The organism is Arenimonas oryziterrae DSM 21050 = YC6267 (genome assembly GCF_000420545.1).
GTDB lineage: Bacteria > Pseudomonadota > Gammaproteobacteria > Xanthomonadales > Xanthomonadaceae > Arenimonas > Arenimonas oryziterrae.
Genome location: NZ_ATVD01000004.1, coordinates 29,842 through 54,928 on the forward strand (window position 1 = coordinate 29,842; position 25,087 = coordinate 54,928).

The 25,087-nt window shown below is 65.3% G+C and carries 17 protein-coding genes; 13 read left to right on the forward strand and 4 right to left on the reverse strand.

Annotation, left to right across the window (positions count from 1 at the left end; translation table 11 throughout):
* Positions 1–2: 2 nt before the first annotated feature.
* From G467_RS0111030 to G467_RS0111050, 4 genes are all read left to right on the forward strand, one after another.
* A complete protein-coding gene (locus tag G467_RS0111030; protein ID WP_022969801.1) occupies positions 3–935 on the forward strand; it encodes a hypothetical protein in 933 nt (310 codons plus the stop codon).
* A 368-nt stretch (positions 936–1,303) separates the two neighbouring features.
* A complete protein-coding gene (locus G467_RS17575) occupies positions 1,304–3,211 on the forward strand; it encodes an eCIS core domain-containing protein (RefSeq protein ID WP_211214063.1) in 1,908 nt (635 codons plus the stop codon).
* Between the two features lie 221 nt (positions 3,212–3,432).
* Entirely contained in the window at positions 3,433–6,270 is a 2,838-nt protein-coding gene (locus tag G467_RS17580; RefSeq protein ID WP_022969803.1) for an eCIS core domain-containing protein, read from the forward strand.
* 40 nt (positions 6,271–6,310) lie between these two features.
* Positions 6,311–11,467: an eCIS core domain-containing protein gene (locus G467_RS0111050; protein ID WP_022969804.1), complete on the forward strand. Its 5,157-nt coding sequence runs from the start codon at positions 6,311–6,313 to the stop codon at positions 11,465–11,467.
* Between the two features lies 1 nt (position 11,468).
* Here the strand turns inward: G467_RS0111050 and G467_RS0111055 are convergent, their stop codons facing one another.
* Positions 11,469–11,738 carry a hypothetical protein gene (locus G467_RS0111055; RefSeq protein WP_022969805.1) on the reverse strand — a complete coding sequence of 90 codons (270 nt, stop codon included), beginning with the start codon at positions 11,736–11,738 and terminating at the stop codon, positions 11,469–11,471.
* A gap of 381 nt (positions 11,739–12,119) precedes the next feature.
* On the opposite strand from G467_RS0111055, the gene G467_RS0111060 reads away from it, so the two are divergent.
* The 6 genes from G467_RS0111060 to G467_RS0111080 all read left to right on the forward strand — a co-directional run bounded on the left by G467_RS0111060 (position 12,120) and on the right by G467_RS0111080 (position 18,104).
* Positions 12,120–13,289 (forward strand): low temperature requirement protein A, encoded by a 1,170-nt coding sequence (locus G467_RS0111060; RefSeq protein WP_022969806.1) that lies wholly within the window; start codon positions 12,120–12,122, stop codon positions 13,287–13,289.
* A 37-nt stretch (positions 13,290–13,326) separates the two neighbouring features.
* Positions 13,327–13,713, forward strand: a complete 387-nt coding sequence (locus tag G467_RS18510; protein WP_155844879.1) for a CopL family metal-binding regulatory protein — start codon at positions 13,327–13,329, stop codon at positions 13,711–13,713.
* Positions 13,714–13,808: 95 nt separating this feature from the next.
* On the forward strand, positions 13,809–15,455 hold the full coding sequence (locus G467_RS0111065) for a TolC family protein (RefSeq protein ID WP_022969807.1): 1,647 nt from the start codon (positions 13,809–13,811) through the stop codon (positions 15,453–15,455).
* Positions 15,452–16,762, forward strand: coding sequence for a multicopper oxidase family protein (locus G467_RS0111070; protein ID WP_022969808.1), 1,311 nt, complete (start codon positions 15,452–15,454; stop codon positions 16,760–16,762). The genes G467_RS0111065 and G467_RS0111070 overlap by 4 nt, the downstream gene beginning before the upstream one ends.
* Positions 16,763–16,779: 17 nt before the next feature.
* Complete coding sequence (locus G467_RS0111075; RefSeq protein ID WP_022969809.1) at positions 16,780–17,544, forward strand: c-type cytochrome; 765 nt, start codon at positions 16,780–16,782, stop codon at positions 17,542–17,544.
* Positions 17,545–17,564: 20 nt separating this feature from the next.
* The gene (locus tag G467_RS0111080) at positions 17,565–18,104 is read left to right on the forward strand and encodes a nuclear transport factor 2 family protein (protein ID WP_022969810.1); all 540 of its coding nucleotides are present in this window, start codon (positions 17,565–17,567) and stop codon (positions 18,102–18,104) included.
* Positions 18,105–18,176: 72 nt separating this feature from the next.
* On the opposite strand, the gene G467_RS0111085 is transcribed toward G467_RS0111080, so the two are convergent.
* Positions 18,177–18,395, reverse strand: coding sequence for a heavy-metal-associated domain-containing protein (locus G467_RS0111085; RefSeq protein WP_022969811.1), 219 nt, complete (start codon positions 18,393–18,395; stop codon positions 18,177–18,179).
* Between the two features lie 163 nt (positions 18,396–18,558).
* Between G467_RS0111085 and G467_RS18420 the strand changes: the two genes are divergently transcribed.
* Positions 18,559–18,693, forward strand: coding sequence for a hypothetical protein (locus G467_RS18420; protein WP_022969812.1), 135 nt, complete (start codon positions 18,559–18,561; stop codon positions 18,691–18,693).
* Between the two features lie 87 nt (positions 18,694–18,780).
* Positions 18,781–21,039 carry a heavy metal translocating P-type ATPase gene (locus G467_RS16475; RefSeq protein ID WP_051130464.1) on the forward strand — a complete coding sequence of 753 codons (2,259 nt, stop codon included), beginning with the start codon at positions 18,781–18,783 and terminating at the stop codon, positions 21,037–21,039.
* Between the two features lie 5 nt (positions 21,040–21,044).
* Here the strand turns inward: G467_RS16475 and G467_RS0111100 are convergent, their stop codons facing one another.
* Complete coding sequence (locus tag G467_RS0111100; RefSeq protein ID WP_081644657.1) at positions 21,045–23,354, reverse strand: heavy metal translocating P-type ATPase; 2,310 nt, start codon at positions 23,352–23,354, stop codon at positions 21,045–21,047.
* A 50-nt stretch (positions 23,355–23,404) separates the two neighbouring features.
* Positions 23,405–24,475: a DMT family transporter gene (locus G467_RS0111105; RefSeq protein WP_026802600.1), complete on the reverse strand. Its 1,071-nt coding sequence runs from the start codon at positions 24,473–24,475 to the stop codon at positions 23,405–23,407.
* A gap of 89 nt (positions 24,476–24,564) precedes the next feature.
* Between G467_RS0111105 and G467_RS0111110 the strand changes: the two genes are divergently transcribed.
* Positions 24,565–24,921: a hypothetical protein gene (locus tag G467_RS0111110; protein ID WP_155844880.1), complete on the forward strand. Its 357-nt coding sequence runs from the start codon at positions 24,565–24,567 to the stop codon at positions 24,919–24,921.
* The last annotated feature ends 166 nt before the right edge of the window (positions 24,922–25,087 follow it).

Consider the following 25,087-nt stretch of genomic DNA (forward strand, 5'->3'; position numbering starts at 1 on the left):
TCATGGCAACCCACTCCAGCAAAAACGGCCTGCCGCAGTTCTTCGCAGAGGACGGCAGCGCCGACAGCATTCGCCGCCAGATCGCCGAGGGCCCGATGGAGGCCGCCAAGCAGTCGGCGTTCGCGACCGCGGTCGAATTGTTCGCCGTCATGAGCGTGCTGCCCGATGCGTTCATCGCGTCGCAGGAGCGCGAGCTCGAACGCCTGCGCGGCTCGGGCAAGGAAGCGCCCAAAGATCCGCGCATCGATGCCCTCAAGGCGTCGATCGCCCAGGCCGACGCCCTGCGCGCGACGGCGCAACTGGGACAGGCGCGCGTGGAACGTGCGCTGGTCGCAATGACCGACAGCGATCAGATCTTCCACGGTTTCGTTTCCGACACCGAACTGCAGCCCCTGTCTGGCCTGACCGTGCGCGTGACCGGTCGCAATGGAAGCGATGGCAAGGCACTGAGCGGAAAAACCGGTAAGGACGGCTATTTCCGCATCCGGTTGGGCGACGGCTCGCGGGGCACGAAGACGCACGTGCCCGAATCGACCGTGAATCTCTCCGGGCGCCTTGCCGAATTGCTCGCGACCGTCAATGCAGGCGCTCGCGATGGCGCGGGCGCGAAAGCCGAAGCGCGCGCTGCGACGGCGGGTGATGGCAAGGACGTTCTCGCGCGCGTCGAAATTCTCGATGGTGCCGGTGCACTGATGCATCAGGACGACGCGCCGCTCATCGTCAATGCCGGCAGTGCGTATCGCGAATACGTCATCGGCGATGGCGAGCGTGCGAATGCTGGCGACTACAAGGAGTTCCTGCGCAAGGCCGCGAAACCGGCCGACGCTGCACCGGCCACCGCAGCGAGCGCCAAGCCTGCGGCGACCACCGGCGACAAGGCGAAAGCGAAACCCGCTGCCCCCGCGAAGAAGACTCCAGGCAAAGGAAAAAAATGAATGTGGCGGTGGCCAAGCCCGCGCAACGCGATGCCGCGCGCGAGCCCCGGCCTTCCCAATCCGAGCAAGAAACCCCGGAACCGGAGTTCATCGCTCCGGCACCCGGTGGCTGTGCCTGCGGCGGGGGTTGTCCGCGTTGTCGCGACAAACAGGACGCGGCCCCAGCACGCACGCCAACGCGACGGATCCAGGCCAAGCTCCGTCTTGGTCGCGTCGACGATCCCCTGGAACAGGAGGCAGATCGAGTCGCCGAGCAGGTGCTCGCTGGACCCGGCCCGACCGCAATCGCTTCCGCGCCGCCACGGATACAACGCCACGCGCAAGGTTCTGGCGCCGTAACGTCCTCGCCCGCTTTGCCGACGGACAGCGTGGCACCGGCCCTCGCCAGTGGCGGCGCGCCGATGGCCGCGCCCGTGCTCGGCGACATGCAACATCGTTTTGGCCGCGATTTTTCCGCAGTGCGCGTCCATACCCATGCCACCGCGCAGAAATCGGCCGATGACCTCAACGCCGAGGCCTATACCGTCGGCAACGACATCGTGTTCGCCGCCGGGCGCTACGCACCGCAATCAAGCGACGGAAGACGCCTGCTCGCGCATGAGTTGACCCATGTCGTGCAGCAAGCGGGTGACGGTGTTGTTCTGCGCGATGCGACAGAACTCGGCGTGCGCTTCAACGCCTCGGTCTCCGAGCGCAACTGGGACGGCGCCGCCCGTGCGCTGATGGAGATGGGCGACGCCGACGCCCGCGCCGCGATTTCCGCGCTGAGCGACGACGCCCGGGGAGAAATACGCCAGGCGGCCATCGCGCTGGATCCCGCAGCGGACAATCGCGTGGTGCGCCTCATCGAGGAAGTCACCTCGGCGGCCCCCGTTCCGCCGACCGCGACGACCACCGCACCCGCTGCACCCGCGGGCGATGGCGTTGCCGGCCTGTCCAACGCCCAGAAACTGTGGCGCGCCCTGCTCTATGCGCTGGATGTCGTCGGTGAGGAGGCTGCGCAGGAGTTGCGCAACCTGCTGACGCCGACATCGCTGGCGATCATGGCCGCGTTTGTCGCCGCTTATATCGCCGCGCAACTGACGCCGATCGGCTGGGTTGCGGACGGCATCGCCCTGGCCTCGCTCACCGTCGCGTTCTTCTTCATGGGCCGCATTCTGTTCGACATCGTCCGCGACCTGTTCGCGTACTTCGATGCCATGAATGCGACCACGGATGCCGACTTGCAGACGGCAGGGCGCGCGCTCGCGCGTGCCGTGGCACGAGGCGGCATCCAGTTGGTGATCCTGCTGCTGGCGCGCGGTCTGCGTGGTGGTCGCGGCACGCCGTCGCCGCCGACCACGCCGCCACCGGCGCTGGCGATGGAAATGGTCACGGCCGAAGGCGTGATCGTGCGCGTGCCCGCCGCAGCCGTGCCGGAAGTCGCGACGGTGTTCCGGTTCGCGCGCGGCGGCCCGGGCACGTCACTGCGCGGACCCCTGGTCGACACAGCGCCATCGCGAGGTCCGCCGGAAACGGCGCGAGGTCCCACCGCTCCGGAATCGCCGCGCGGCCCGCGGGTTCCCGAGCCGCCGCGCGGTCCCGTCGTACCGGAGCCCCCGGTCGGTCCGCGACTTCCTGAGGCTCCAACCGGGCCGACCCTTCCCGACGCTCCGACCGGCCCCACCATCCCGGAAACGCCCGTGGGTCCCGTTGTGCCGGAGACACCGGCGATTCCGGAAACGCCGGTGTCGCCACCGGTCAGCCGTGCACCGACCGCGCCCACGGTACCGCGCATTTCGCGCCCGCCGGAACGGGGCGAAGGCACCCTGCCCGACCGATTGCCACGTCCGATTCCTGCGCCTCGGCGTCCGGACCCCGACAGCGAAGACGAAGAAACGCCCGGTCGTTGTCGCGGCATGGCCGTCGGACAACGCGGCGGCAACGACTGTCACGATGCCTTCGCGACCGCGGTGAGCGGTACGAGTCGCGAATGGGCACTGGAAACGCCGGAAGGCGACTACGTCGAGTTCGATGCCCTGAGCGGTGGCAGGACGCTGTACGAGATCAAGACCGGCTACGGCTTCCTGCTCAACACCTCGCCGTCGACCTATCTGATGCGCGAAGCCACTATCGCGCGTTTCGTCACCCAGTCGGAAAACCAGCTGCTGGTCGCCGAGCGCTGCGGCTATCCGCTTATCTGGATCTTCAACAATCGCGCGGTGGCCGAATTCGTCGACGGGTTCATCCGACCGACCGTGACCTACCAGGAATTTCCTTGCGACATCGATCGCTAGCGGCACGGCGACGCGTCTGCATCCTCTGAACCCGGGAGTCGGCTTTGAGTCTTGATCGTGTCGTCGCCCCGGGCCCGCTTCCCGCACCGAAGGAAGCCCGATCTCGTCCGGCCGAAGCCACGCCCGCGCCCGACCGCGAGCAGACGGCGACACCGAGCCCTGGGGCCTGTGCCTGCGGCGCCAGCTGCCCGCGCTGTGCGGCCTCGAATGGTCCGCCCGCGTTGACGATAGCCGATGCGCAAGGCGCGCCGGAGCGCGAGGCCGATCAGGCGGCTGATCGCCTGCTGACGCGTTCCGCGGGAGCGGCAGAAAACGCGCCGATCGAAAAGAAACCGTCCACAGCGTCTTCGCCGGCGCCCTCGGACAACATCGCGCCGGCGAGCGTGCACAGCACCTTGGGCGAATCTGGCAGTCCGCTGCCTGCCGATCTCAATGCCGGCTTCTCGAAAAAAATGGGGCGCGATCTGTCGCCGGTGCGTGTGCACACCGGTGCGAACGCCGGACGCTCGGCGCAGGACGTCGATGCCGACGCGTACACGGTCGGCAACCACATCGTGTTCGCGCCCGGACAATACGCGCCGTCGACCGGATCGGGCCAGCATCTGCTCGCGCACGAGCTGAGCCACGTGGGGCAGCAACAGAATGCGTCGCCGCAGGTCCAGCGCCGACCGCGGGGCAAGCGCGAAACCAGCGCGGCCGACCTGCTCGCCAGCGTCGTCGACGCGTTGCAGGAGCAACAGCAGAAGATGCTCCGCGAACGCTACGTGCGCTCGATCATCGGCGATTTCGTGCGGTCCGATCGCTACATCGATTCGAGCTTCAACCGCACGGTGAAGACGGAAAAGTACAAGGACAGCAGCCTCACCACCGAAACCTATTTCATCCTCGTCGAACAAAAGACCGACGACAAAGAGGCGACGAAGCCCTACGCCCTGATCGTCGACCGGCACACCACCTTCAATCTGCACGGCAAGTACGAAGGCTCCCTGCATGCCCGTGACCACGCCCGCCTCAGCGATTCGGCGAAGGGCAAGCAGGCCTCGCAACTGACCAAGGCCAAGGCCTACGAGGTCAGCGATCCTGAAACCACCGTGCGTTTTGAAAAACCGACCACCTCTTTCGTGCCCGTCAGACCCAAACCGTCGAAAGCCGGCAGCTATGCGGCACAGATGGCCAAGCATCCGCTGTTCGATCTGTCCGCCACCCCGAAAGAGCGCGTCACCGCGCTGGAAAAACTGATCCCCGGCTATCAACCGCAACCGGACGCGTTGCCACCCGCGACGACCGCGCCGAAGCCGCCGGTGAAGAAGACGCCGCAGCCGGAAACGGTGGAAACACCGGAGGAAGTGGAAGTTTACGATCCCTCGGCGCGCAAGACCGATGAAGACGTCGATGTCGCCCAGCCGGTGAAACCGGCGCCCGAGGAAAAGAAAGAAAAGGAAGAGGACCACTGGTACGACGGCCTGTTGCGCGCACTGGGGGTGCTCGCCATGGGCCTGACCATCCTGATGGGCGTGGCCCTGGTCGTCGCCGGCATCTACTTTCTCGCGACCGGCGTCGTGCTGACAGCCACTGCCGCGCTGGCGATCGCCGGCACGGCGCTGCTGATCTGGGGCATCTACACCGCGGTACGCGCGCGCTCCAGCCAGAAGGAATACCAGGGACGACCCGGCGCGACCTTCCTGCGTTCCTTGGCCGATGCGGTGGGCATCACCGGGATGCAGGAGGCCTATACCGGGCGGGATGCAGGGACGGGCAGAAAACTTACCGATGGCGAACGCGCCGAACGCGGCACGCTGGGCGGCATCAACTTCTTCGCCCTGCTCTGGGGAGCGCGCGGTAGTTTCCGCGGCGGCGGAAAGCCGGGAGCACCCACGACGGTGGAACCCGCACCCATCGCACCGGAAACCGTGCCGACCAAACCGCCGGTCGCACCGGACATCGCACCGACACCGCCGGTCGCGCCGGACGTGGTTCCGACGACACCGGACGTGGTTCCGAACACGCCGCCCGTCGCTCCCGACGTCGTGCCGGTCGAACCGCCGACCACCGTGCCACGGATCAAGCCCGGCGATCCCGCCGTTCCACCGCCGGAACGTCTGCCCGATACGCATCCGCCTGCCCCCACGCCGGCCGCGCCCGATCTTCCGCCGCAGGAACCGGTGCCGGTCGCTCCCGATCAGACGCCGGCGCGTCCTGGCGTACCCGATACCGTTCCCGATCCGATGCCGCCGGAAACCGTGCCGGGCGAGCCGCAACCTCAGACACCCAAGACTCCGCCGGACAAGACACCGACAACGCCGGACACCGATGTGCCCGATGCCGGCAAGCCGCGCACGCGCAAACGTCGCGCGAAAGACCCGGACCAACCCAAACCGTCTGACAAAGACGAGCCCACGAAGAAGAACACCAAAACCAGAAACACCCGGGCCAAACCGCCACCGGAAGATCCGCAGCGCGGCGTCAAGGACGGTCTCGAGCGCATCAAGAAGAGCATCGCCGATGACTATGCGGATATCGCCAAGCTCACCAAGAAAAAAGCCGCTGCGGCGGAAAAGGCACGCATCGCGCGCGAAAAACTCGATGCCACGGCGAAGAACGATCCCCAGCGCGGCGCGCTGGAGGCGAAAGCGAAAGCCGCGTGGGCCAAGGTCGTCGAGCTCAACGAGCAGATCGCTTCCCGTGGCAACGAGATTGCCTGGAAGGCGAAGTTGCGCGATCGCTACACCGCCGCGCTCAATGCCAAGACCTATGCGCGACCCACCGACTACGACGCGGGCCTACGGCAAAAGGTCTGGGACGACGCCGTCGCGAGCAGCCCGGACGGCAAGGTGCGCAGCCCCGGTGGCGCCGAACTGCAATTCGGCGACGACTGGGTGATGGGACACAAGCCCGGCTTCGAGTTCTGGAAACACCAGGAGAGCGCCGCGCGCCGGGGCATCAGCCGCGATGCCTTCATTCGTGAGCACAACCAGGCCAGGAAATACCGGCCCGAGACTGACGCCGACAACAGCAGCCACGCCTACGAGGCGGCTGACAATATTTACTACGGAGATTGAGCATGGTCCGCGCGATCGCCACGGCCGAGGGCCCCCGCCAGTGAACACGCCGGCGCGCAAGCAGAAGCGGCCGCCGCCACCCGCGGCCAAACGCGTCGAACCCGCGCCTGCGCCGCAGGAGAGCGAGCCCGATTCCGAGCGCAGTGCCTGCGCCTGTGGCGGCGGCTGTCCGCGTTGTTCGGCGCCGACGACGCCGCTGGCGAGCGCATCCACCGATGCCGCCACCGTTGCTCTGCCCGACAGCGTGCGCGAGACGCTCGCTTCGCCCGGCCACGCGCTCGACGCGGCGACACAAACCACCCTGCGCCGACAGTTTTCGCAGGTTGCGATGCCCGCGCCGGTGACGCGTTCGACGCCGCCGCTGGCCTCGGGTCAGGACATCGCCGTCAGCGACCCCGACGATGCGTCCGAACAACAAGCAAGCCAGTTCGCTGCGGCGATCGCCGGCGCGGGCTCCCCGCCCCCTGACGATCCCGGCGGCGAAGGCCCGGACTTCAGCGAAGTGCGCGTGCACACCGATGCCACGGCCGCGCGCTCCGCGCAGGCGTTGTCGGCGAACGCCTATTCCTTCGGTCGCCACATCGTCATGGGCGCCGGCCGCTATGCGCCCGGCACGCCAGCCGGACATCGCCTGCTCGCGCACGAACTCACGCACAGTCTTCAGCCCAGCGCGACGCCGATCATCCAGCGCGATGGCAACGGTCAGGAAACGCAGGGCAGCGTATCGATGACCGTGTCGCTGGACGGACTGCATTTCGAGTTTCCGGGCTTCACCCTGCAACAGGGCCTGTCCCGCCCACAGATCATGGCGATGATCCTGCGACGTCTCGTCGGCGAGCAGTACAAGCCGGGACTCGAAAACGATGTCATCGCAGCGCTCGATCAGACCTCCACGACCTCATCGGGACACCTGAGCAAGGACAGCCAGGTCAAGGCCGGCGAGACGCCGCATGTCGTCAACGTCGATCTCGGCGCGACCGTGCAGATCCTGCTGATCCTCAACCGCATGAAGTTGGCCAACACGCTGACGGAGCCGCAGAAAGAATTGCTGCGCAACGCCGGTTACACCAACGCCGCCTGGCAGCAGATCAAGGGCGATCTTCCGGCCTGGTATACCGAATGGATATTCCGTCGCGAGGTTGCCCAGCAGGGCACCTTGCTCGCGGCGTTTCGAGCGGCCCGGGAAGCGGGAAATGATGCAGCGGAGTCCGACGCGTCGGTTGCGCTCGAAGAAGCGATTCTGCCAGGCAGCTTCATCGTCGATACGGTCCGCCAGGATGTCGCCCTGGCGAGCGAGATCAACAAGCCCAGCAAGGACATCCTGGTGACGCGCGACCGCGAAGGCTGCAGCGTCGCATACGCGCTGATGTTCAACGTCAGCCTGTCGCCCGGCACGGTGCTGACCGAAGCCCCCGAAACCGTCTCGCAGACGAAGGTCGCCGACTTTCTGCGCTTCATGCGCACCCAGCCCAAGCTCATGGCCGAGGCCGGCAATGAAGGCGACGCCGGCCACGAGGCGCGCGTGCAGCTGATGGGACGTTTCGGCCGCTTCTACGTGCGCGCACGCAGCAGCGGCGGCAAGGATGAAAAGATCCTTGCCAAACCGGCGCTGGCCAACACCCCGCCCTGGGGCGCCATCCTCAGCAGTACGCCCCAGGTCATGCCACCGCTTTACGACGCCGCCTTGGAAACCGACCATGCGTTCACCATGAGTCTGCAGTGGGAGCACTGGACCGACGCCTGGGCGAGCTACAGCTACCAGTTCGAATTTATCCGCGTACCCGACAGCTCGCTGACCAATGCACCGGACCTGACGATGGCCGCCGGCGAAAAGCCGAGCTTCGGCAAAGTACTGGATACGCGGCTTGCGCGTACCCGCCGCTACAACGCCGCCGACCTGGAGCGCGTGCGCGGGCTGTTGGGTGGCATCGACTTCGGCGTCTCGGCACGCGATCTGGTCGAGGCCAACAATGCCCTGCGCACCGTCGGCACCGTCATCCACAGCGTGCTTGAGAAGATCACCGAGCCGCGTTACGTCACCCGTTACGTTTTCCCGAACTCGGGCATGTACATCGTTCGCTGCCGTGCCCTGCCCATGCTCGACGGCGACGAAGAAATCGTCCGCCTGCCCAGCGTTGCGTTCCTGCCGATCGTGGCACGCAATCCGGATGAAATGGCGATCGGCCAGGTCAATGACGCGACCAGCATCCAGTTCAATGCCCGCCTGCGCATCGCCGAGATCCAGGCGATGTTCAGCAGCCCGATACCTCCGGAGAATTCCGAGGCCTTGCGTCAGGAGATCAAGGACCTGCAGGCAATGCTGCTCACCCCGGAGGACGCGCTGGTCCAGCGCAAGGCCGACCTCGACAGCCAGATCGCGAAGATCGAAACACGCATCCGCGTGCGTAGCGAAATTATTGCGGCCCAGGCCGAGCCTGACAGCGAGTCAAAGACCTTCAAGCTGCGTTCGCTGCAACAGGAACTGGCCCAGGCCGGCGGCGACGGCGGCGACAGCGTCAACAGCGTGGACGACGAGCGACTGGCCGCGAAGCTTCGCGATGCGAGCGACGATGCCGCTGCCACCCTCGACACGCACCAGAAGCGCACCAAGGGCGAACGTGGCATGCGTTTCGCGCCCAATGTCAGCTTCGTTTCCGATCTGGGTCACAGCATGCAGCTGTCGATCGAGATGTACGACCGGGGCGAAGGCGATGGCGTCTACCAGGTTTTCATGTCTGACCTCACCACCAAGGACGGCGGCGAAGCCTTGGGCGAAGGCGACCTCAATGCCTCGAGTCCGCGTAGGGATGCAATCAAGAAGGGCCTGAAGAAGCTGCTGGAGTCCAGCAGCGACTACGGTCGCGGACGCGTTGCCGTGAACATCGACGGCAGCACCGAAGTCGTACGCATCGATGCCGGCGGCGGCCGCATCTTCATGGAATCGCTCGAGAGCGTGAGCATGGTCGCGTCCCTGGCCGCGATCGTGGCAGCCCCCTTCACCGCAGGTGCCAGCCTGTATCTGCTGCTGCCGATCGGCGCGATCGGTGCGATTCCATCGGCATACCGCCTGTACGAGCGCTACGACGAAAACCGGCTGCGACTGGACTTCGCCGCCGCCATGGACGTGGTCAACATCGTTGGTGGCGTGCTTGGTTTGGCGCAAGCCGCGACGCCGCTGCGATGCGTGCGTCTGGGCAAGGTGTTGATGGTGATGGGAATAGGCGCCGACGGCGCCGGCATACTAATGATGGGGGCCGGTCTGGCGATGCAGCTTGACGCGCTCAGCGGCGTGCCCGAGCACGAACGCGCGGCGCGCCTCATGGAAATATTGGGTGGCGCGATGCTGCAGATCGGCATCCAGGCCGGTGGCGCGGTGATGCATGCGCGGTATCAATCCAAGCGCACCGGTGCCTCGGCGACGGATCCCAAGCTGCAGACGGCCATGGACGAGCCAGGTTTCCACGCTGTCCCCAAGGAAGACCTGCCACCGACAGCGACGAAGCCGCCACCGCCGGCCGCCGGCGACCGCAGCATGGCGGGCGCGGGCGCTCCTCCCGGCGACGGCAACTTGCCCGCTCCGAAACCCGCGACGAAGCCCACAGTACCTACGACCACGGACACGACGCCGGCGGCGCCGAAAGCGTCGCCGGAACACCTGTTCGACAAGCTCGGCACCGGCGTCGATCGCTCCTTGCCACCGGCACAAACGGCGGAGGCCGCAAAGACCGCAAAGACGACTACGAAGGCTGGCGAATTCCAGCGCGGCCTCACCACCGCCGATGCCGCGTACGCCGCCTACAACAAGGCGCTCGCATCCGCCGGCGGACGCGAAGTGGCGATCTACCACAACCCGGAAACCGGCGAGTTCTGCGTCATGGTCGGCAGCGAAACCGGTGTGCATGCGCCGGCGGGACTCGGCTGGGACGCGCTCGTGCACTTCCATCCGAACGAAGGCAATGTGCTGACCTTCCGCATGCCGGCGCCACAGGACTTCCGCGGCCTGATGATGCGCTTCGTGTCCGAAGGCGTGATGGTCCGGGAGTTCATCGAGTTCGACATTCCGGGCGTCGGGCGCGGACGCACGGAATACGGCATCGACCCAGGCAATCCCGAACCCTTCTACGTGCGCATTCATCAACCTGATGGCAGTCCGCCGCAGACGGTCCGCTTCGCCCACGACGGTCACTACCGCGCGTACTGGGGCGAGCGCACGATCGCGGTGCCGAAGGACTCGCCGGTCTACGACGCGATGATCCGCGACATCGAGGCGTATCTGCGTTCGATCGGCGCGGACCAGCGCGGCGACTTCGGTCCGCCCGCGGCCAAACCGGCCGAAACCGGCACCGCTACGCCGGCGAACAAGCCCGCCGATGGTTCGGACACCGCCACCCCGGCGGCAAAGCCGGCCGACAACGCCGGCGGCGCCACGCCCAAACCCAAGCCTGCTGACACCGGCGGCGGAACCGTGGGCGGGACCGGCAAGACCGTGTCCGGCGCAACCACCCCGGCCTCGCACGCGATGCAGACCGGCACCGGCGACCTGACCGATGTCGGCGTGGACTTCCTGCGCAATCACAAGCAGATCGGCAAAAAAATTGCGAAGCTGGAGCTGACCGATGCCCAGATCCGCGAACGCTACAAGAACGAGTCGTCCTGGCTGGAAGCCGTCGTTACCGGCGAAGCACGCATGGACTGGCTGGGCCGCGAGAACAAGACGGACTTCCTCATGTCCGATCCGACGCAGGACTTCAACAAGGTCGCCTCAAAGCTGTCGAAAGCCGCGATGAAGGGCAAGACCGGGCACACGATCCACGATGCGATCCTGAGCTGGAGCGCGAAGGACTTCATCGAGGAGATGCTCGCCCAGAAAGACCCCGGCCTGACCGCGGCTTACAACGCCTGCGAAAGCAATGTCGATCCCGGTTTCAAAAAGCGCTGGAACGAATTCAAGTATTCGTCCAAACAGGGCGATATGTCGGGCTTCTTCCTCGGTACCGTCGGCAAGAAGCGCCCGGACATGGTCGAGGTCATGCTCAGTCTCGACACCATCCACATCGTCGATGCGAGCTTCGCCTTCTCGGACCCGATCCACAATTTCAAGAGCGCGTTCTACAAAACGGTCATGGAGCGGCTGATCACCGTCGGCACCGTGACGTCCACCGACTACCGCGCTCCGCTGTTGCAGACGCCGATGTGAGCTATCGCTGCGGCTTCGGCCGCGCCGCAACCACGACGAAATCGCTGCCCAGGGCATGGGCGGCGAGCAGCGCATCCTCGATGTCGAACAGCATGGCCAGCACCCGCATCGAATCGGCGTCATCCTCGCGGAAGTTGCCGCAGATGCCGTGCAGGGCGAACTGCAGGATTGAGCCGCCGCAAGGATTGAGCGCTACGATCTCGAAGTGTTCGCCGACGACGGTGAGAATGTCCTGGGATCGCACCGCCTCTGATGGATCGACGCGCACCAAGAACAGGGGTCAGAGTACATTTTCCCCTCAAGAACAGGGGTCAGAGTACATTTTCCCCTAGAGAAACGAAGGCCGCCAACGCAGGCGGGCCTTGATGGGCTTCAAATGCTGAAACTGGAACCTGACAAATTTCCGACATCTCCATCAAAGCACGAAATCATACTCTGCCCCCTATTTTCGTAGTTCTTGGAACTTCACTCTGACCCCTGCTTTCCGATTCTGGGAATCCTACTCTGACCTTTGCTTTTCGACCCTTGCTCTCCGGCTCTGACAGAGCCCGAACCCGCCGCGGGATGCCGGGGGCCCGCCGCGCGTTGTCAGCGACCACCCCAATCCGGCACGATGCGACGCAGACGACGACACGCGCGGGAAAGACCGGCAATGACAACTAACACCCTGCTGCGCCAGCGCGGCCATCACGACAGCAGCCGCGTCGGCATGGTCGAACTGTTTTTCGATCTGGTGTTTGTGTTCGCGGTCACCCAGCTTTCGCACACCCTGCTCGCCGACCTGACGGCCGGCAGCGCGATGAAAACCTCGTTGCTGCTCGTCGCGGTCTGGTGGATCTGGATCTTTACGTCCTGGGTCACGAACTGGCTAGATCCCGATCGTTTCCCCGTGCGGATCTGCCTGTTCGTGCTGATGCTCGCGGCCCTGTTCATGGCCGCAGCCATTCCGCATGCGTTCGACAAGACCGGGCTGGTTTTCGCCGTCGCCTATGTCTCGATGCAGGTCGGGCGCACGGCCTTCTTTCTCTGGGCGATCCGCACCGAGCCGCTGAACCTGCGACGCAATTTCCTGCGCATCCTGATCTGGCTGGCGTTCTCGGGCGTGTTCTGGATCGCCGGTGGACTGGCGGAGGAAGAATTTCGTCTGGCCTGGTGGGCGATCGCGCTCGCGATCGAAATCGTTTCGCCCTATGCCTATTTCTGGGTGCCGGGTCTGGGCCGTTCGAGCACGGCCGACTGGAGCATCGACGGCAGCCATCTGGCCGAGCGCTGCGGCCTGTTCATCATCATCGCGTTGGGCGAGTCGCTGCTGGTGACCGGCGCAACCTTTGCGGAGCAGGCCTGGACCGCGGACGCCCTCCTGGCCCTGCTCGCCGCCGTGTTCGGCAGCATCGCGATGTGGTGGATCTATTTCGACACCGGGGCCGAACGCGCGCACCACCGCATCGAGCATTCCGACGATCCGGGTCGGCAAGGTCGCCTGGCCTACACCTATCTGCATACCTTCATCGTGGCGGGCATCATCGTCTGCGCCGTCGCCGACGAGTTGGTACTCGCGCATCCCGACCATGCCGATGCGGCAGCCGTCACCGCGATCTTGGGCGGCCCGGCGTTATTCCTGTTCGGCGTGATGTGCTTCAAATGGGTGACCAATGATCGCCGTGGCCCGCCCTTGTCGCACATGGCCAGCTTGCTGATGCTGGGCCTGCTGGTCGTGCCCGCGTCGGGGCATGCGTTTTCCGCGTTGCAACTGGGTGGGCTGACGACCGGTATCCTGTCGCTGGTCGCGATCTGGGAAAGCTTCGCGCTTCGCCGACCCTGATTCCGCTCTCCGGATTACCGGCGTAAACTGGAACGACGTGAAAACCCTGCCCCTGCCGCTGCGTCTGCTGCTCGTCCTGGCCCTGATCCTCAATGGGTCGGGAATGAGCCTGCTTGCGGCATCCCAAGGCCCGAGGCTTGCTACCGCGCAGGACTCTCCGGCACCGATGGCCTCTTGCCATCATGCACCAGCCTCCAGTCCCGCCGATCAGGACGCGACCGCCTCGGCTGAAAAGACACCGTTGCCGGATACTTGTTGCGACGGTCCGAGCTGTGGCTGCGCCTGCGCGCATATGGCGTCGCTGGTTGCTGTTCTGAGCATTCCCCCGGCCTTGGCGGCACCGCGCACGGCCGCGGCCCGATTCGCACCGCCGGTCCTGCCGTCTGCCCCGATCGGCCTCCTGCTGCGACCTCCCATCGCCTGAGTCTCCGGCGGCCCTCCGGTCGCCCGCCGCGCTGCGGCAAACCATCTCGTGATTGATTGCCGGCCCGTTCCGGCGGTCTGGTTTGGAGAGAATCCATGATTGCTGTCATTCGCCGAGCGCCCCTGGCGCTGGCCGTACTTCTCGCGTTGGCGGGCTGCGCCACCGTGCCGCGACAAGTTTCGACCGATGAGATTGATGCCTTGTTGCTGGCAAGGAACCCGCCCGTCGCGACGGTTCCGTCAAATCTGTCCGAGGCCACGGAAAACGTCACCGCCGAGCCGCTGACGCTGCCTCGCGCGCAGCACTTTGCCGTGCTCAACAGTCCGCGCCTGCAAATCGAGTACGCGCGGCTCGGCATCGCCCGTTCCGACGTGCTCGACGCTACGCGCCTGGCCAACCCCCGATTCAGTTACGGTCGATTGCGTCCAGGCGACGGCCTCTCTCCGCAGATTACCCGGGGCCTTTTCCTTCCCTTGGCGGACCTGCTGTTGCTGCCCGCGCGGGGTCGCCTGGCGAAAGCGGACTACCAACGCGCGAAATTCGACATCGCCGCCAGTCTGCACACGCTGTCCCTCGATGTGGATGGGGCCTGGTACACCTATGTCGGGGCGCAGCAAGTGGCTGACATGCGCAAGGCCGTGGCTGATGGCATGGCTGTGTCCGCGGAATTGGCACAGCGCTTCTACGACGCCGGCAACATCAGCGAACTGCAGCTCCGGCAAGAGCAGGCCGCAGCGAGCGAGGCACGCATCGCTGCCGGCCGCGCGAGTTCGGAAGCACTACTGGCACGGCTGGACCTCAATCAGAAGATAGGACTCAGCGGCGAGCAGGCTGCATGGCAGGTCGTGGATCGACTGCCTATGCCGGTGACGAGCGAAGACGATGTGTCCCAGTTGCAGAGCCTGGGGCAATCGCAGCGGCTCGACCTGCTGGCGGCCAGGCAACAAGTCCGCGTCCTCGAAGATGCCGCACGCGTAAGTCATCGATGGCGCTGGCTGGGCGGCGCCGAGATCGGCTACACGCGGGAATCGGATTCCGATGGTCTGCGCCTTCGAGGTCCCGAGGTCGCATTGGAATTGCCGGTCTTCAATCAAGGCCAGGGCAAGGTCGCCCGCGCGGAGGCGTTGTTGCTCCAGGCCAGGAGCGAACTCGCGCAACGGCAACTGGAGGCGGACAACGCGGTGCGGCTGCAGGCGGAGCGCGTGCGCGTGCTGCGGAAAATCGTCCAGGTACATCGCGATTCCCTCATTCCGCAGCGGGAGACGGTCGTGGCGCGCAGCCAGCAACAACAGAACTTCATGTTGATCGGCGCGTTCGAGCTGATCCAGGCGAAGACGCGCGAGTACGACGCCTACCAGAGCTACCTCGAATCGATCCGCGACTACTGGCTGGCGCGCGTGGAATTGACGCGCGCCGTCGGCGCGCAACTGCCCAGCGCAGCCGGTGCCACGGCCGACGCGCCGCAGGTGCAGGACATCCTGACGCCGAAAGGCGACGGCATGCAGGGCATGGACCATGGCGCGCACGACATGTCGGGCATGCCGTCGACGGATCACAGTGAGCACGATGATGCCGGCATGGAGGGCATGGACCATACCGGGGGCGGACTCTCCGGCATGGACGAGCCCGATCGTCCCGAGTCACCGCCGGACCCTCCCGCGGCGCCACCGCCCGCCCCCGCCGCTCCGGAGAAAAAGCCCGAATCCGCTTCGCATGATCACAATCACGGAGACACGCCATGACCGTCACCCGACGAAACCTGCTGATCGGTACGGGCGCCGGCCTGCTTGCAACGGCCGTCGCCAATGTGGCTCGCGCGCAGCACGAAGGACACGACATGCGCAACATGCCGCCGCCCGCGGCCGCCCGTCCTTCAACGCCTGGCGCGCGCGGGCGCGTTGTCACACCCAATGGCTGGACCCTGCCACACCGCATGAACAACGGCGTCAAGGAATTCCATCTGGTCGCCGAGGAATTCGAGCACGAGTTCGCGCCGGGAACCACGGCCAAGGTCTGGGGCTACAACGGCTCGACGCCCGGTCCGACCATCGAAGCCACAGAGGGCGACCGGGTGCGCATCTATGTCACCAACCGCCTCAAGGAACATACCTCCGTGCATTGGCATGGCCTGTTGTTGCCCAGTGGCATGGACGGCGTCGGCGGCCTGTCGCAGCCGCACATCCAGCCCGGCGAAACCTATGCCTACGAATTCACCTTGCGCCAGCACGGCACGCACATGTATCACCCGCACGCCGACGAGATGACGCAACTGGCCCTGGGCATGATGGGAATGTTCATCATCCACCCCAAGGACGGCGAAGCCGAGGCCATCGATCGCGACTATGCGATCCTACTGCACAACTGGGCCCTGCATCCGGGGACGTACCGGCCGGATCCGTCGATCCTGCAGGATTTCGACCTCTGGACGATGAACTCGAAAGTATTCCCGGCCATCGACTCGCTCACGGCCGTGGCGGGTGAGCGCGTGCGCATCCGCCTGGGCAATCTGTCGATGTGGAACCACCCGATGCATCTCCACGGTCATGTTTTCCAGGTGACCGGCTCGGATGGCGGGCGCTGGCCGAAAGGATTGTGGCGACCGGAAGTCACGGAAATTGTCGGCGTCGGCCAGACCCGCGACATCGAATTCGTCGCCACGCCCGGCGACTGGGCGTTCCACTGCCACATGTCGCACCACACGATGAATGCGATGGGTCATGAACTGCCCAATACGGTGGGCGTCAACCAGCGTGGCGTCGAAGAAAAGATTCGTCAGATGCTGCCCGGATACATGGCGATGGGCGAAAACGGAATGGCCGAGCATCAGGATCACACCGACGCCGGCCACATGCCCGGCCCGCCCAACACCTTGCCGATGATGATGGGAAGCGGGCCGTTCGGGAAACTGGAAATGGGCGGCATGTTCACGGTGCTGAAAGTGCGGGAAAGCGGCGCGCATTCGGACTGGTATCAGAACCCGGCCGGTACGGTGGCGCGACGCGTCAGCAGTGATCCCGGCTTCGGCCAGCCGCCGCGGCGCCAACGTTAGGACACCGGAGTTCGACCATGAAAACCATCAGGATTCTCGTGTTCTTTGTGCTGACGGCGGGCATCGTTGGAATCGCCGCCCTGGGTTTTGGCGCCTACAACCCCGCCGCTGACGAGCAGCACTCCCGCATCGTCTATTGGCTGCTGCAAACCTTGCGCGAGCGCGGCGTCGAGGTGCGCACGGACAAGTCGGCGATTCCCGACCTGGGCAACGCCGAGACTCTGCGCATCGGCGCGGGGAACTACAACGCGATGTGCGTGGGCTGTCACCTGAAACCAGGCCAGACAGACAGTGAACTGCATCGTGGCCTGTATCCGCAGCCGCCCTCGCTCGTCGCCATCGGAGATCACGTCGCGCCCGAACGCGCGTTCTGGATCATCAAACACGGCATCAAGGCTTCGGGCATGCCGGCCTGGGGAAAAAGCATGGACGATCGTTCGATCTGGGGCTTGGTCGCATTCCTGCGCACGCTTCCGCGACTGTCGCCCGAGGACTATCACGAAGCCGTGGAACGAAGCGGTGGCCACACGCACGGAGCGCCGGGGGCTGCGGCCCACTCGCAGCACCACCACGAGTCGACCGAACACGGTCATGACGGTCACGACAGCGGCATTCCTGAGCACCAGCACAATGACAACCAACCTTCCCATGCCGGACAGTTACCGTTGACGGCGACTCCGGCCGAAAATAACTCTTCCAGCGCCGCGCATTCCCACGCCGACGAAACCCCTGCGACCGCGCCCACGGCGGTTGAAGGAAACACGCACACGCATCGACCCTAGTCCTCCCCGGAGAAAGCACCATGAAGATTTCCACTGCTGCAGCAGCGCTTGTCGTTTCCCTTGGTCTCAGCGCGACCATACCGGCCTTCGGCCAGTCGGCAGCGGCGAACCCCCACGCCGGCCATATGATGATGCCCGCAGACAAACCGGTTCTGGACATCGCACCGGCCGCTGCCGACGCGACAAAAGTCGTCGAATCGTTTCTGGCGGCATTGAGCGCGGGAAATCTTCCCGCCGCGGAGGCCTTGCTCGATGCCAACGTGACCATCCTCGAGAACGGCGACGCCGAACGCAGCCGCGCCGAATACATGGGCGGACACGCCAAGGGCGACGCCGCCTTCCTGAAAAACGTGCACCAGCAATTGAAGCGCCGCACGGCCCAGGCTGATGGCAATACCGCCTGGGTGCTGAGTGAGAGCGTCATGCACCTGACCAAGGACGGCAAGATGACCATGTTGCTCAACACCGAGACGATGTTGTTGCGCAAGAGTTCGCAGGGCTGGCGCATCGTCCATATTCACTGGTCCTCGCGTGCGATGAAGCCTGCGCAATCAAACTGACGTCGCATGAAAAGGCCCTGCCGGAGGTTCCGGCAGGGCTGGCTGTTCTCGCGAAGGCCCTCTCGGACGGGTTCAGCGATGCAGACTGTCTGCCTCGTCGATGCGTTCGGCGGCATAGCCTTCTTCGGCCATGGCCACGATGGCGGCAACGGCGTCCAGTCGACCGTCGATCTTCACGGTCTTGTCGGCCAGGCTGACAAATACCTGCGCCTCGCCGTCGATGGCATGAATCGCGCCGGTAATGGTGCGGACGCAATGACTGCAAGTCATGTTCTGAACTTCAAACAACATTGGGGTTCTCCAGGATGACGGCCGATTGACCGCTCCGTCATCGTCGGGCTTGCCACGCATGGAAGGTCAAGCGGCGCCGTTTTCTTTCCGCTCGCCACGAGGCAGTTGACCTTCCCATCAGGGCAAGCCGCAGTGTGGAAACAGGCCCACACCTGACGCTGCCATGCTCACTCTCACCCGCCACCACCTGCGAAAGATCCGTGTCCGCTCCGCCCTGCTCGCACTCGCCATCGGAACGATGACCCTGGTCTGGGCATTCGACCGCGCAGAAGGCATCGCGCTGATGCCGGCGCGCTGAGCTCGGCATCACGGCCCCAGGGCGCGGCTTGACCTTGCCCCGATGGGAAGCCCCACCGTGACGACCTGCGCCCTGCCGGAGTACGCCATGAATACCAATCCGACGATCATTCCGATGACGGAACACGTCGCCCTCACGATCCAGGGGATGACCTGCGCCTCGTGCGTGGCCCGCGTGGAGCGCGCTGTGGGCAAAGTCGTGGGCGTACTGTCGGCCAGCGTCAACCTCGCGACCGAGTCTGCACGGATCGAGTTGTCTTCCGGGGCGAAAATCGAATCGGTGATCGCCGCCGTCGCCGCGGCCGGCTACGTCGCCAGCCTCCCCGCGAACGAGACGGGTTCCGCAGAAACGTCCCCTGAGCAGCAGCGTCAGGCCGACCAGGAAAAGCGACACCTGATCATTGCCACGATCCTGACCCTGCCGCTTGCGCTACCCATGCTCGCCCTGCCGCTGGGTGAACACTGGATGCTGCCGGGCTGGATGCAGTGGCTGCTGGCAACGCCCGTGCAGTTTTGGCTGGGCGCGCGGTTTTATCGTTCCGCCTGGAAGGCCCTGCTGGCGCGAACGGGAAACATGGATCTGCTGGTTTCGCTGGGCACCAGTGCAGCTTACGGACTGAGCGTTTTCCATCTGCTGGCGCCGACCGCACACCACGGGCCGGAACCCCTGTATTTCGAGGCCTCGGCGGCGGTCATCACCTTGATCTTGCTGGGCAAGTGGCTGGAAGCCCGCGGCAAGCGGCAAACGACGGAAGCCATCCGCGCGCTGCAATCGCTGCGACCCCTGCGTGCGCGCGTTCGCCGCTACGGCGGTGAGCACGAAGTGGACATCGCGCATGTTCGTCTCGACGACGAAGTCGTCGTCCTGCCTGGCGAGCGATTTCCGGTCGATGGCGAAATTGTCGAAGGGCGCACGCACACTGACGAGTCGATGATCACGGGAGAATCCCTCCCTGTGTCCCGACAGGTCGGCGACAAAGCCACCGGTGGCTCCTTCAACGGCGAAGGACGGGTTGTCGTGCGGACGACCGCACTGGCCGCGGAAAGCGTGCTCGCGCGGATCATTCGAATGGTCGAGGACGCGCAGGCGCGAAAAGCGCCGATCCAGCGAACGGTCGATCGCGTCAGCGCGTTTTTTGTACCGCTAGTGGTGATGGTTGCCCTGCTGACTCTGCTGGGATGGGGCATGCTCTTCGGCCTCTGGAACGACGGGATCCTGCGAGCGATCGCGGTCCTCGTGATTGCCTGTCCCTGTGCCCTGGGCCTGGCGACACCGTCGGCGATCATGGCGGGTACCGGCGTTGCCGCCCGCGCGGGCATCCTGATCAAGGATGCCGAAGCACTCGAAGTTGCCCACGCGCTCGGCATTGTTGCGTTCGACAAGACGGGCACGCTTACGCTGGGTGTTCCGCGCTTGACGGAACTGGCCGCGATTGATGGTGACGACAACGTCTTGCTTGCCAGCGCAGCGGCATTGCAGACGGGCAGCGAACATCCGCTGGCCAAGGCCGTGCTGGCCCTGGCGCGCGAACGCGGATTGCCCATTCGTGCCGCGGAAAACACCGTGGCCCTGCCCGGGTTGGGAATCTCCGGTGACTGGGGTGGCGAATCGGTCCTGCTGGGGAGTCGTCGACTGATGGCTGAAAACGGGGTCGATCTGTCTGCGCTCCAAGCCTACGCCGACACTCTGGCAGACCAGGGACGTACGATCTCGTGGATGGCGTGGAAAACGGCGTCTGGCGCTACCCTCCAGGGCTTGCTCGCGTTCGGCGATGCCCCTCGCCCGGAAGCGGCGGAAGCCATTTCGGCCCTGCATGCGCTGGGATTGCGGACGGTGATGATTTCCGGTGACAACAGCGGTGCCGCCCATCATGTCGCACGCGCGATCGGCATCCCCGCCGGCGACGTGCGTGCCGACGTATTGCCCGGCGACAAAGCGTCTCAGGTCAGGGCGCTGGCGCGCGAAGGACGGGTGGCCATGGTAGGCGACGGCATCAACGACGCGCCGGCGCTCGCGGCCGCCGATGTCGGCTTCGCCATGGGCAGCGGCACGGACGTGGCGATGCAGGTCGCCGGCGTCACGCTCATGCGCGCCGATCCACGACTGGTGGCCGATGCCATCGACATTTCCCGACGCACCACCCGCAAGATTCGCCAGAATCTGTTCTGGGCTTTCATTTTCAACATCATTGGCCTGCCGCTGGCGGCGTTGGGATTGCTCAATCCCGTCGTGGCTGCGGCAGCGATGGCCTTTTCCAGTGTCAGTGTCGTGTCGAATACTTTGTTGCTGCGGCGCTGGAAGATGCGTGCGCGCTCCGGCCCATTCCGGGTCCGAAAAGCCGTGTGACGTGGTTACGGGTCGAGTTCGGACAAGCGAACGCGACGCAGGCGCAAAGCATTGCCGACCACCGAAACCGAACTCAGGCTCATCGCAAGTGCCGCGACCATCGGCGAAAGCAGCAAGCCGAACTGCGGATACAAGGCACCGGCGGCGAGCGGCACGCCGAGCGCGTTGTAGAGCAAGGCAAAACCCAGGTTCTGCTTCATGTTCGCCACGGTGGCTTGCGACAACGCCCGCGCCCTCGCAATCCCACGCAGGTCTCCCTTGACGAGGGTCAGTTGCGCGCTGGACATCGCCACATCAGTGCCGGTACCCATGGCGATGCCGACATCGGCCGCCGCGAGCGCCGGGGCATCGTTGATGCCGTCGCCGGCCATCGCGACACGGCGTCCCTGCGCCTTGAGTTTTGACACCAGCGCCAGCTTGTCTTCTGGCCGAACCTCGCCGAACACCTCGCCAATGCCCAGCATTTCACCCATGGCGATCGCGGTGGTCGTGCCGTCGCCGGTCGCCATGATGATCCGGAGGCCGGCAGCACGCAGCTCCTGCAGCGCCCGTTCCGTAGTGTCCTTGATGGGATCGGCAACGCTGATGAATCCCGCCAAGCGGCCATCCACCGCCAGGAACATGACACTGGCTCCGAGGGCGCGCCGTTCCTCCGCCGCTGCTTGCAGCGTCGACGAGTCGACCCCCAAGCTCGCCATCAAGGTGGTATTGCCCAGCGCGAGCGCCCTGCCCTCGACCTGGCCGCGGACACCGATGCCGGTATCGGATTGGAAATCGCTGACCGCCGAAAGCGAAAGCGACTGTCCTCTCGCCTGCGCCACGATCGCCGCTGCCAGCGGGTGTTCGCTGCCCTGATCCAGGCTTGCCGCCAGTCGCAGGATATCGGTGTCGGCGAATCCCTCGACCGCCACGACCCGGTCGAAGCCTGGACGGCCAACGGTCAGGGTGCCGGTCTTGTCCACGATGAGCGTGTCCACTTGCCTGAGGGTTTCGATGGCTTCGGCATCGCGGAAAAGAATGCCGACGGACGCGGCCTTGCCGGTCGCGACCATGATCGACATCGGCGTCGCCAGCCCCAAGGCACAGGGGCAAGCGATGATCAGCACGGCCACCGAATTGAGCACGGCATAAACCCAGGACGGCTCGGGACCGAAGAGGCCCCAGATCAGCAGGGTGGCCACCGCCGTCAGCAAGACGGCGAGCACGAACCAGAAAGACACCTGGTCTGCCATGCGCTGCATCGGTGCTCGCGAGCGTTGCGCCTGGGCGACCATCTGGACGATCTGTGCAAGGACCGTGTCCGCGCCGATGCGGGTCGCCCGGATCACCAGCGCTCCGCTGGTATTGAGCGTAGCGCCGATCACCTTGTCGCCGGCGGACTTGGTGACCGGCAGGGGCTCACCGGTCAGCATCGACTCATCGATTCCCGATCGCCCTTCCAACACCTCGCCGTCCACCGGCACCTTCTCGCCGGGTCGCACGCGCAGTCGATCGCCGGTACGGACCTCGGCAAGCGGCACATCCGACTCCGTGCCATCGGCGTCCAGTCGTCTTGCCGTTCTTGGCGCGAGCCCCAGCAGGGACTTGATCGCTGCCGATGTCTTTGAGCGTGCACGCAGCTCCAGAAGTTGCCCGAGCAATGTCAGCGAGACGATGATGGCAGCCGCCTCGAAGTAGACGCTGACGCGGCCATGCTCGTGGAACGACATCGGAAACACATCGGGCATCAGCGCGGCTACCACGCTGTAACCGTAGGCGGCCGTGACCCCGATGCCGATCAGCGTCCACATGTTCAGATTGCCGCTGCGAAGTGACTGCACGCAACGAACGAGAAATGGCCAGCCGGCCCAGAGCACCACCGGCGTACTGAGCACCAATTCAGCCCAGGTACGAAAGTCAGCATTGATCCATGCAAGACGGTGTCCCGCCATCGCCAGGACGAGGACCACAAGGGAAAGTGGCAGCGTCCACCAGAACCGGCGCGTGAAATCGTCGAGCTCGGGATTCGAATCATCGGTGCCGGGCAGAACCGGCTCCAGCGCCATCCCGCAGATAGGACAGATTCCCGGCGCATTGCGCACGATCTCCGGATGCATCGGACACGTGTAAGCCGCCGCGCCGGCGGTGATGGCCGCGGCGGGTTCTGGCTCGGCGCTGGCTCGCCAATAGCGCTGGGGTTCGGCAACGAATTTTGCCCTGCAGGCCTCGGAGCAGAAATGAACGTCGTGGCCTGCGTGCGTCACATGAAACTTTGCCGAGAGCGGATCCACGGACATGCCGCAGACGGGGTCCCGGGACGGGTCGATGGGGGTCATGGTGAAGAGCCTCGAGTTCCGGATCGCTGGGAGAGAAGGATTTTCGACGACTAGCGGTGATCGTGGCGATGATGCAGATCGGGAAAGTGTGGGTGCGAGTGGACCATCGGCGCGTGCGTATGCGGGTGCGAATGCGGTTCGACGCCATCCCAGGGAAAATCGTGCTCATGCTGATGATGGTCATCGTGCACGTGCCGGTGCGAGTGCGTCATGGCCTCGTGGTGGTGCTCATGCGCGTGCCGTTCGCTGACATGCAGCCACACGCCCAGGGCCATCAGGCCGCCGGCAATCCAGAAACTGAGTTCGGGAGACTCGCGCATTACCAGTAGCGACAGCGATGCGCCGACGAAGGGCGCGATCGAAAAGTACGCGCCCGTGCGTGCGGTGCCGAGATGGCGCAGCGCGAGAATGAACAGTACGAGACTTATGCCATAGCCTGCTAGGCCGACCGCCCCGCAGGCGGCGATTTCCACCGCTGTTGGCAAGGGACTGCCCAGCAAGAATCCGAGCCCGATGTTGACCATGCCGGCCAGGCCCCCCTTGATGGCCGCGATTTGCACCGGGTCACCGCCCGACACCGCGCGCGTGAGATTGTTGTCGACTGCCCAGCACGCGCAGGCGCCAGCAATTGCGAGCGCACCCCATGGAATCCCGTGGTGGGGAAGCTGCGACCAGGACAGCACGGCGCCACCAGCCACGATCGCGACCATGCCCAGAAAGACGCGTCGGTCGACATTTTCCCGAAAGACAATCCAGGCAATTGCCGCCGTCAAGACGCTTTCCAGATTCAGAAGCAGGGAGGCGATCGAAGCCTCCGTGTTGATGAGCCCGGTCATGAGCAATACCGGCCCCAGGATCCCTCCGAACAGCACGGCACCTCCCAGCGACGGCAAGTCCCGGCGCGACAGCGGGGCTTCCGCGGAAGACCGGGCTCTCAGGCGGCCCAGGAGCCACAGCAGGCCCAGTCCGAAGCCGGAGCCAGCGTAGAGCAGACCGGCCAGCATCACCGGCGACACCTCGATGACGAGGCGTTTCGCCAACGGCGTGCTCGCGCCGAACAGGATCGCGGCCAGCAACGCCACGCCAACGCCAGCGGGTAGTCTGGGAATCGCACGACTCATGGCCGCATTGTGCGCCGATGCCGCGGTGGATGTGCCGACCGGCACGGTTGTACCCGGGAAACGGCTCCCTTACCCTAAGGGCGATGATCTTGCCGGCTTCCCGCCTGAAAACCCTGTTTCGCGCCGCCCTGCTGGGCCTCGTGATGCTGGGCGTATTGATCAAGCCGATGTTCTCCTCGTACTGCGAAATGCACGCGCTGGGCCATGCCCTCGCGACCTCGGGTAAGGCCCCAGGCCAGAACGACGATCACCAGATCGACAAGGACCATGCCAGCGGCGCGCACATCCTGCTGCATGCCAGCGACAACGACAGCACCTACGCCGATATCGTCACGATTCTCGTGCTGCCCGCCGTCCGCTTCGAAACCGCGCTGATTCCGCAGCCGGATGTTTCCATGGCGCCCAGCCAGCCTGTCGTCGGACCGTTCCGGCCACCGATCGCGTAACGCGTCCTGGGCTGTCGCACAGCCCGTCTCTCGCAGCCACGCCCTCCGCAAGCTTTCTTGCCTGGCGAATTCATTCGCCAGCTGGCGCCTGTGGTTCCGCGTCGTGGCCTTCTGCCACCGCTGCGAAATTCAATCTCGACGCGCTCAGGGAAAGCGCCAGGCGCTC

Excerpts from the sequence above, each read along its gene's own strand:
- G467_RS0111030 (WP_022969801.1), top strand. The coding sequence starts at position 3 with ATGGCAACCCACTCCAGCAAAAACGGCCTGCCGCAGTTCTTCGCAGAG.
- G467_RS0111060 (WP_022969806.1), top strand. The coding sequence starts at position 12,120 with ATGACAACTAACACCCTGCTGCGCCAGCGCGGCCATCACGACAGCAGC.
- G467_RS0111065 (WP_022969807.1), top strand. The coding sequence starts at position 13,809 with ATGATTGCTGTCATTCGCCGAGCGCCCCTGGCGCTGGCCGTACTTCTC.
- G467_RS0111070 (WP_022969808.1), top strand. The coding sequence starts at position 15,452 with ATGACCGTCACCCGACGAAACCTGCTGATCGGTACGGGCGCCGGCCTG.
- G467_RS0111075 (WP_022969809.1), top strand. The coding sequence starts at position 16,780 with ATGAAAACCATCAGGATTCTCGTGTTCTTTGTGCTGACGGCGGGCATC.
- G467_RS0111080 (WP_022969810.1), top strand. The coding sequence starts at position 17,565 with ATGAAGATTTCCACTGCTGCAGCAGCGCTTGTCGTTTCCCTTGGTCTC.
- G467_RS0111085 (WP_022969811.1), bottom strand. The coding sequence starts at position 18,395 with ATGTTGTTTGAAGTTCAGAACATGACTTGCAGTCATTGCGTCCGCACC.
- G467_RS18420 (WP_022969812.1), top strand. The coding sequence starts at position 18,559 with ATGCTCACTCTCACCCGCCACCACCTGCGAAAGATCCGTGTCCGCTCC.
- G467_RS16475 (WP_051130464.1), top strand. The coding sequence starts at position 18,781 with ATGAATACCAATCCGACGATCATTCCGATGACGGAACACGTCGCCCTC.
- G467_RS0111100 (WP_081644657.1), bottom strand. The coding sequence starts at position 23,354 with ATGACCCCCATCGACCCGTCCCGGGACCCCGTCTGCGGCATGTCCGTG.
- G467_RS0111105 (WP_026802600.1), bottom strand. The coding sequence starts at position 24,475 with ATGAGTCGTGCGATTCCCAGACTACCCGCTGGCGTTGGCGTGGCGTTG.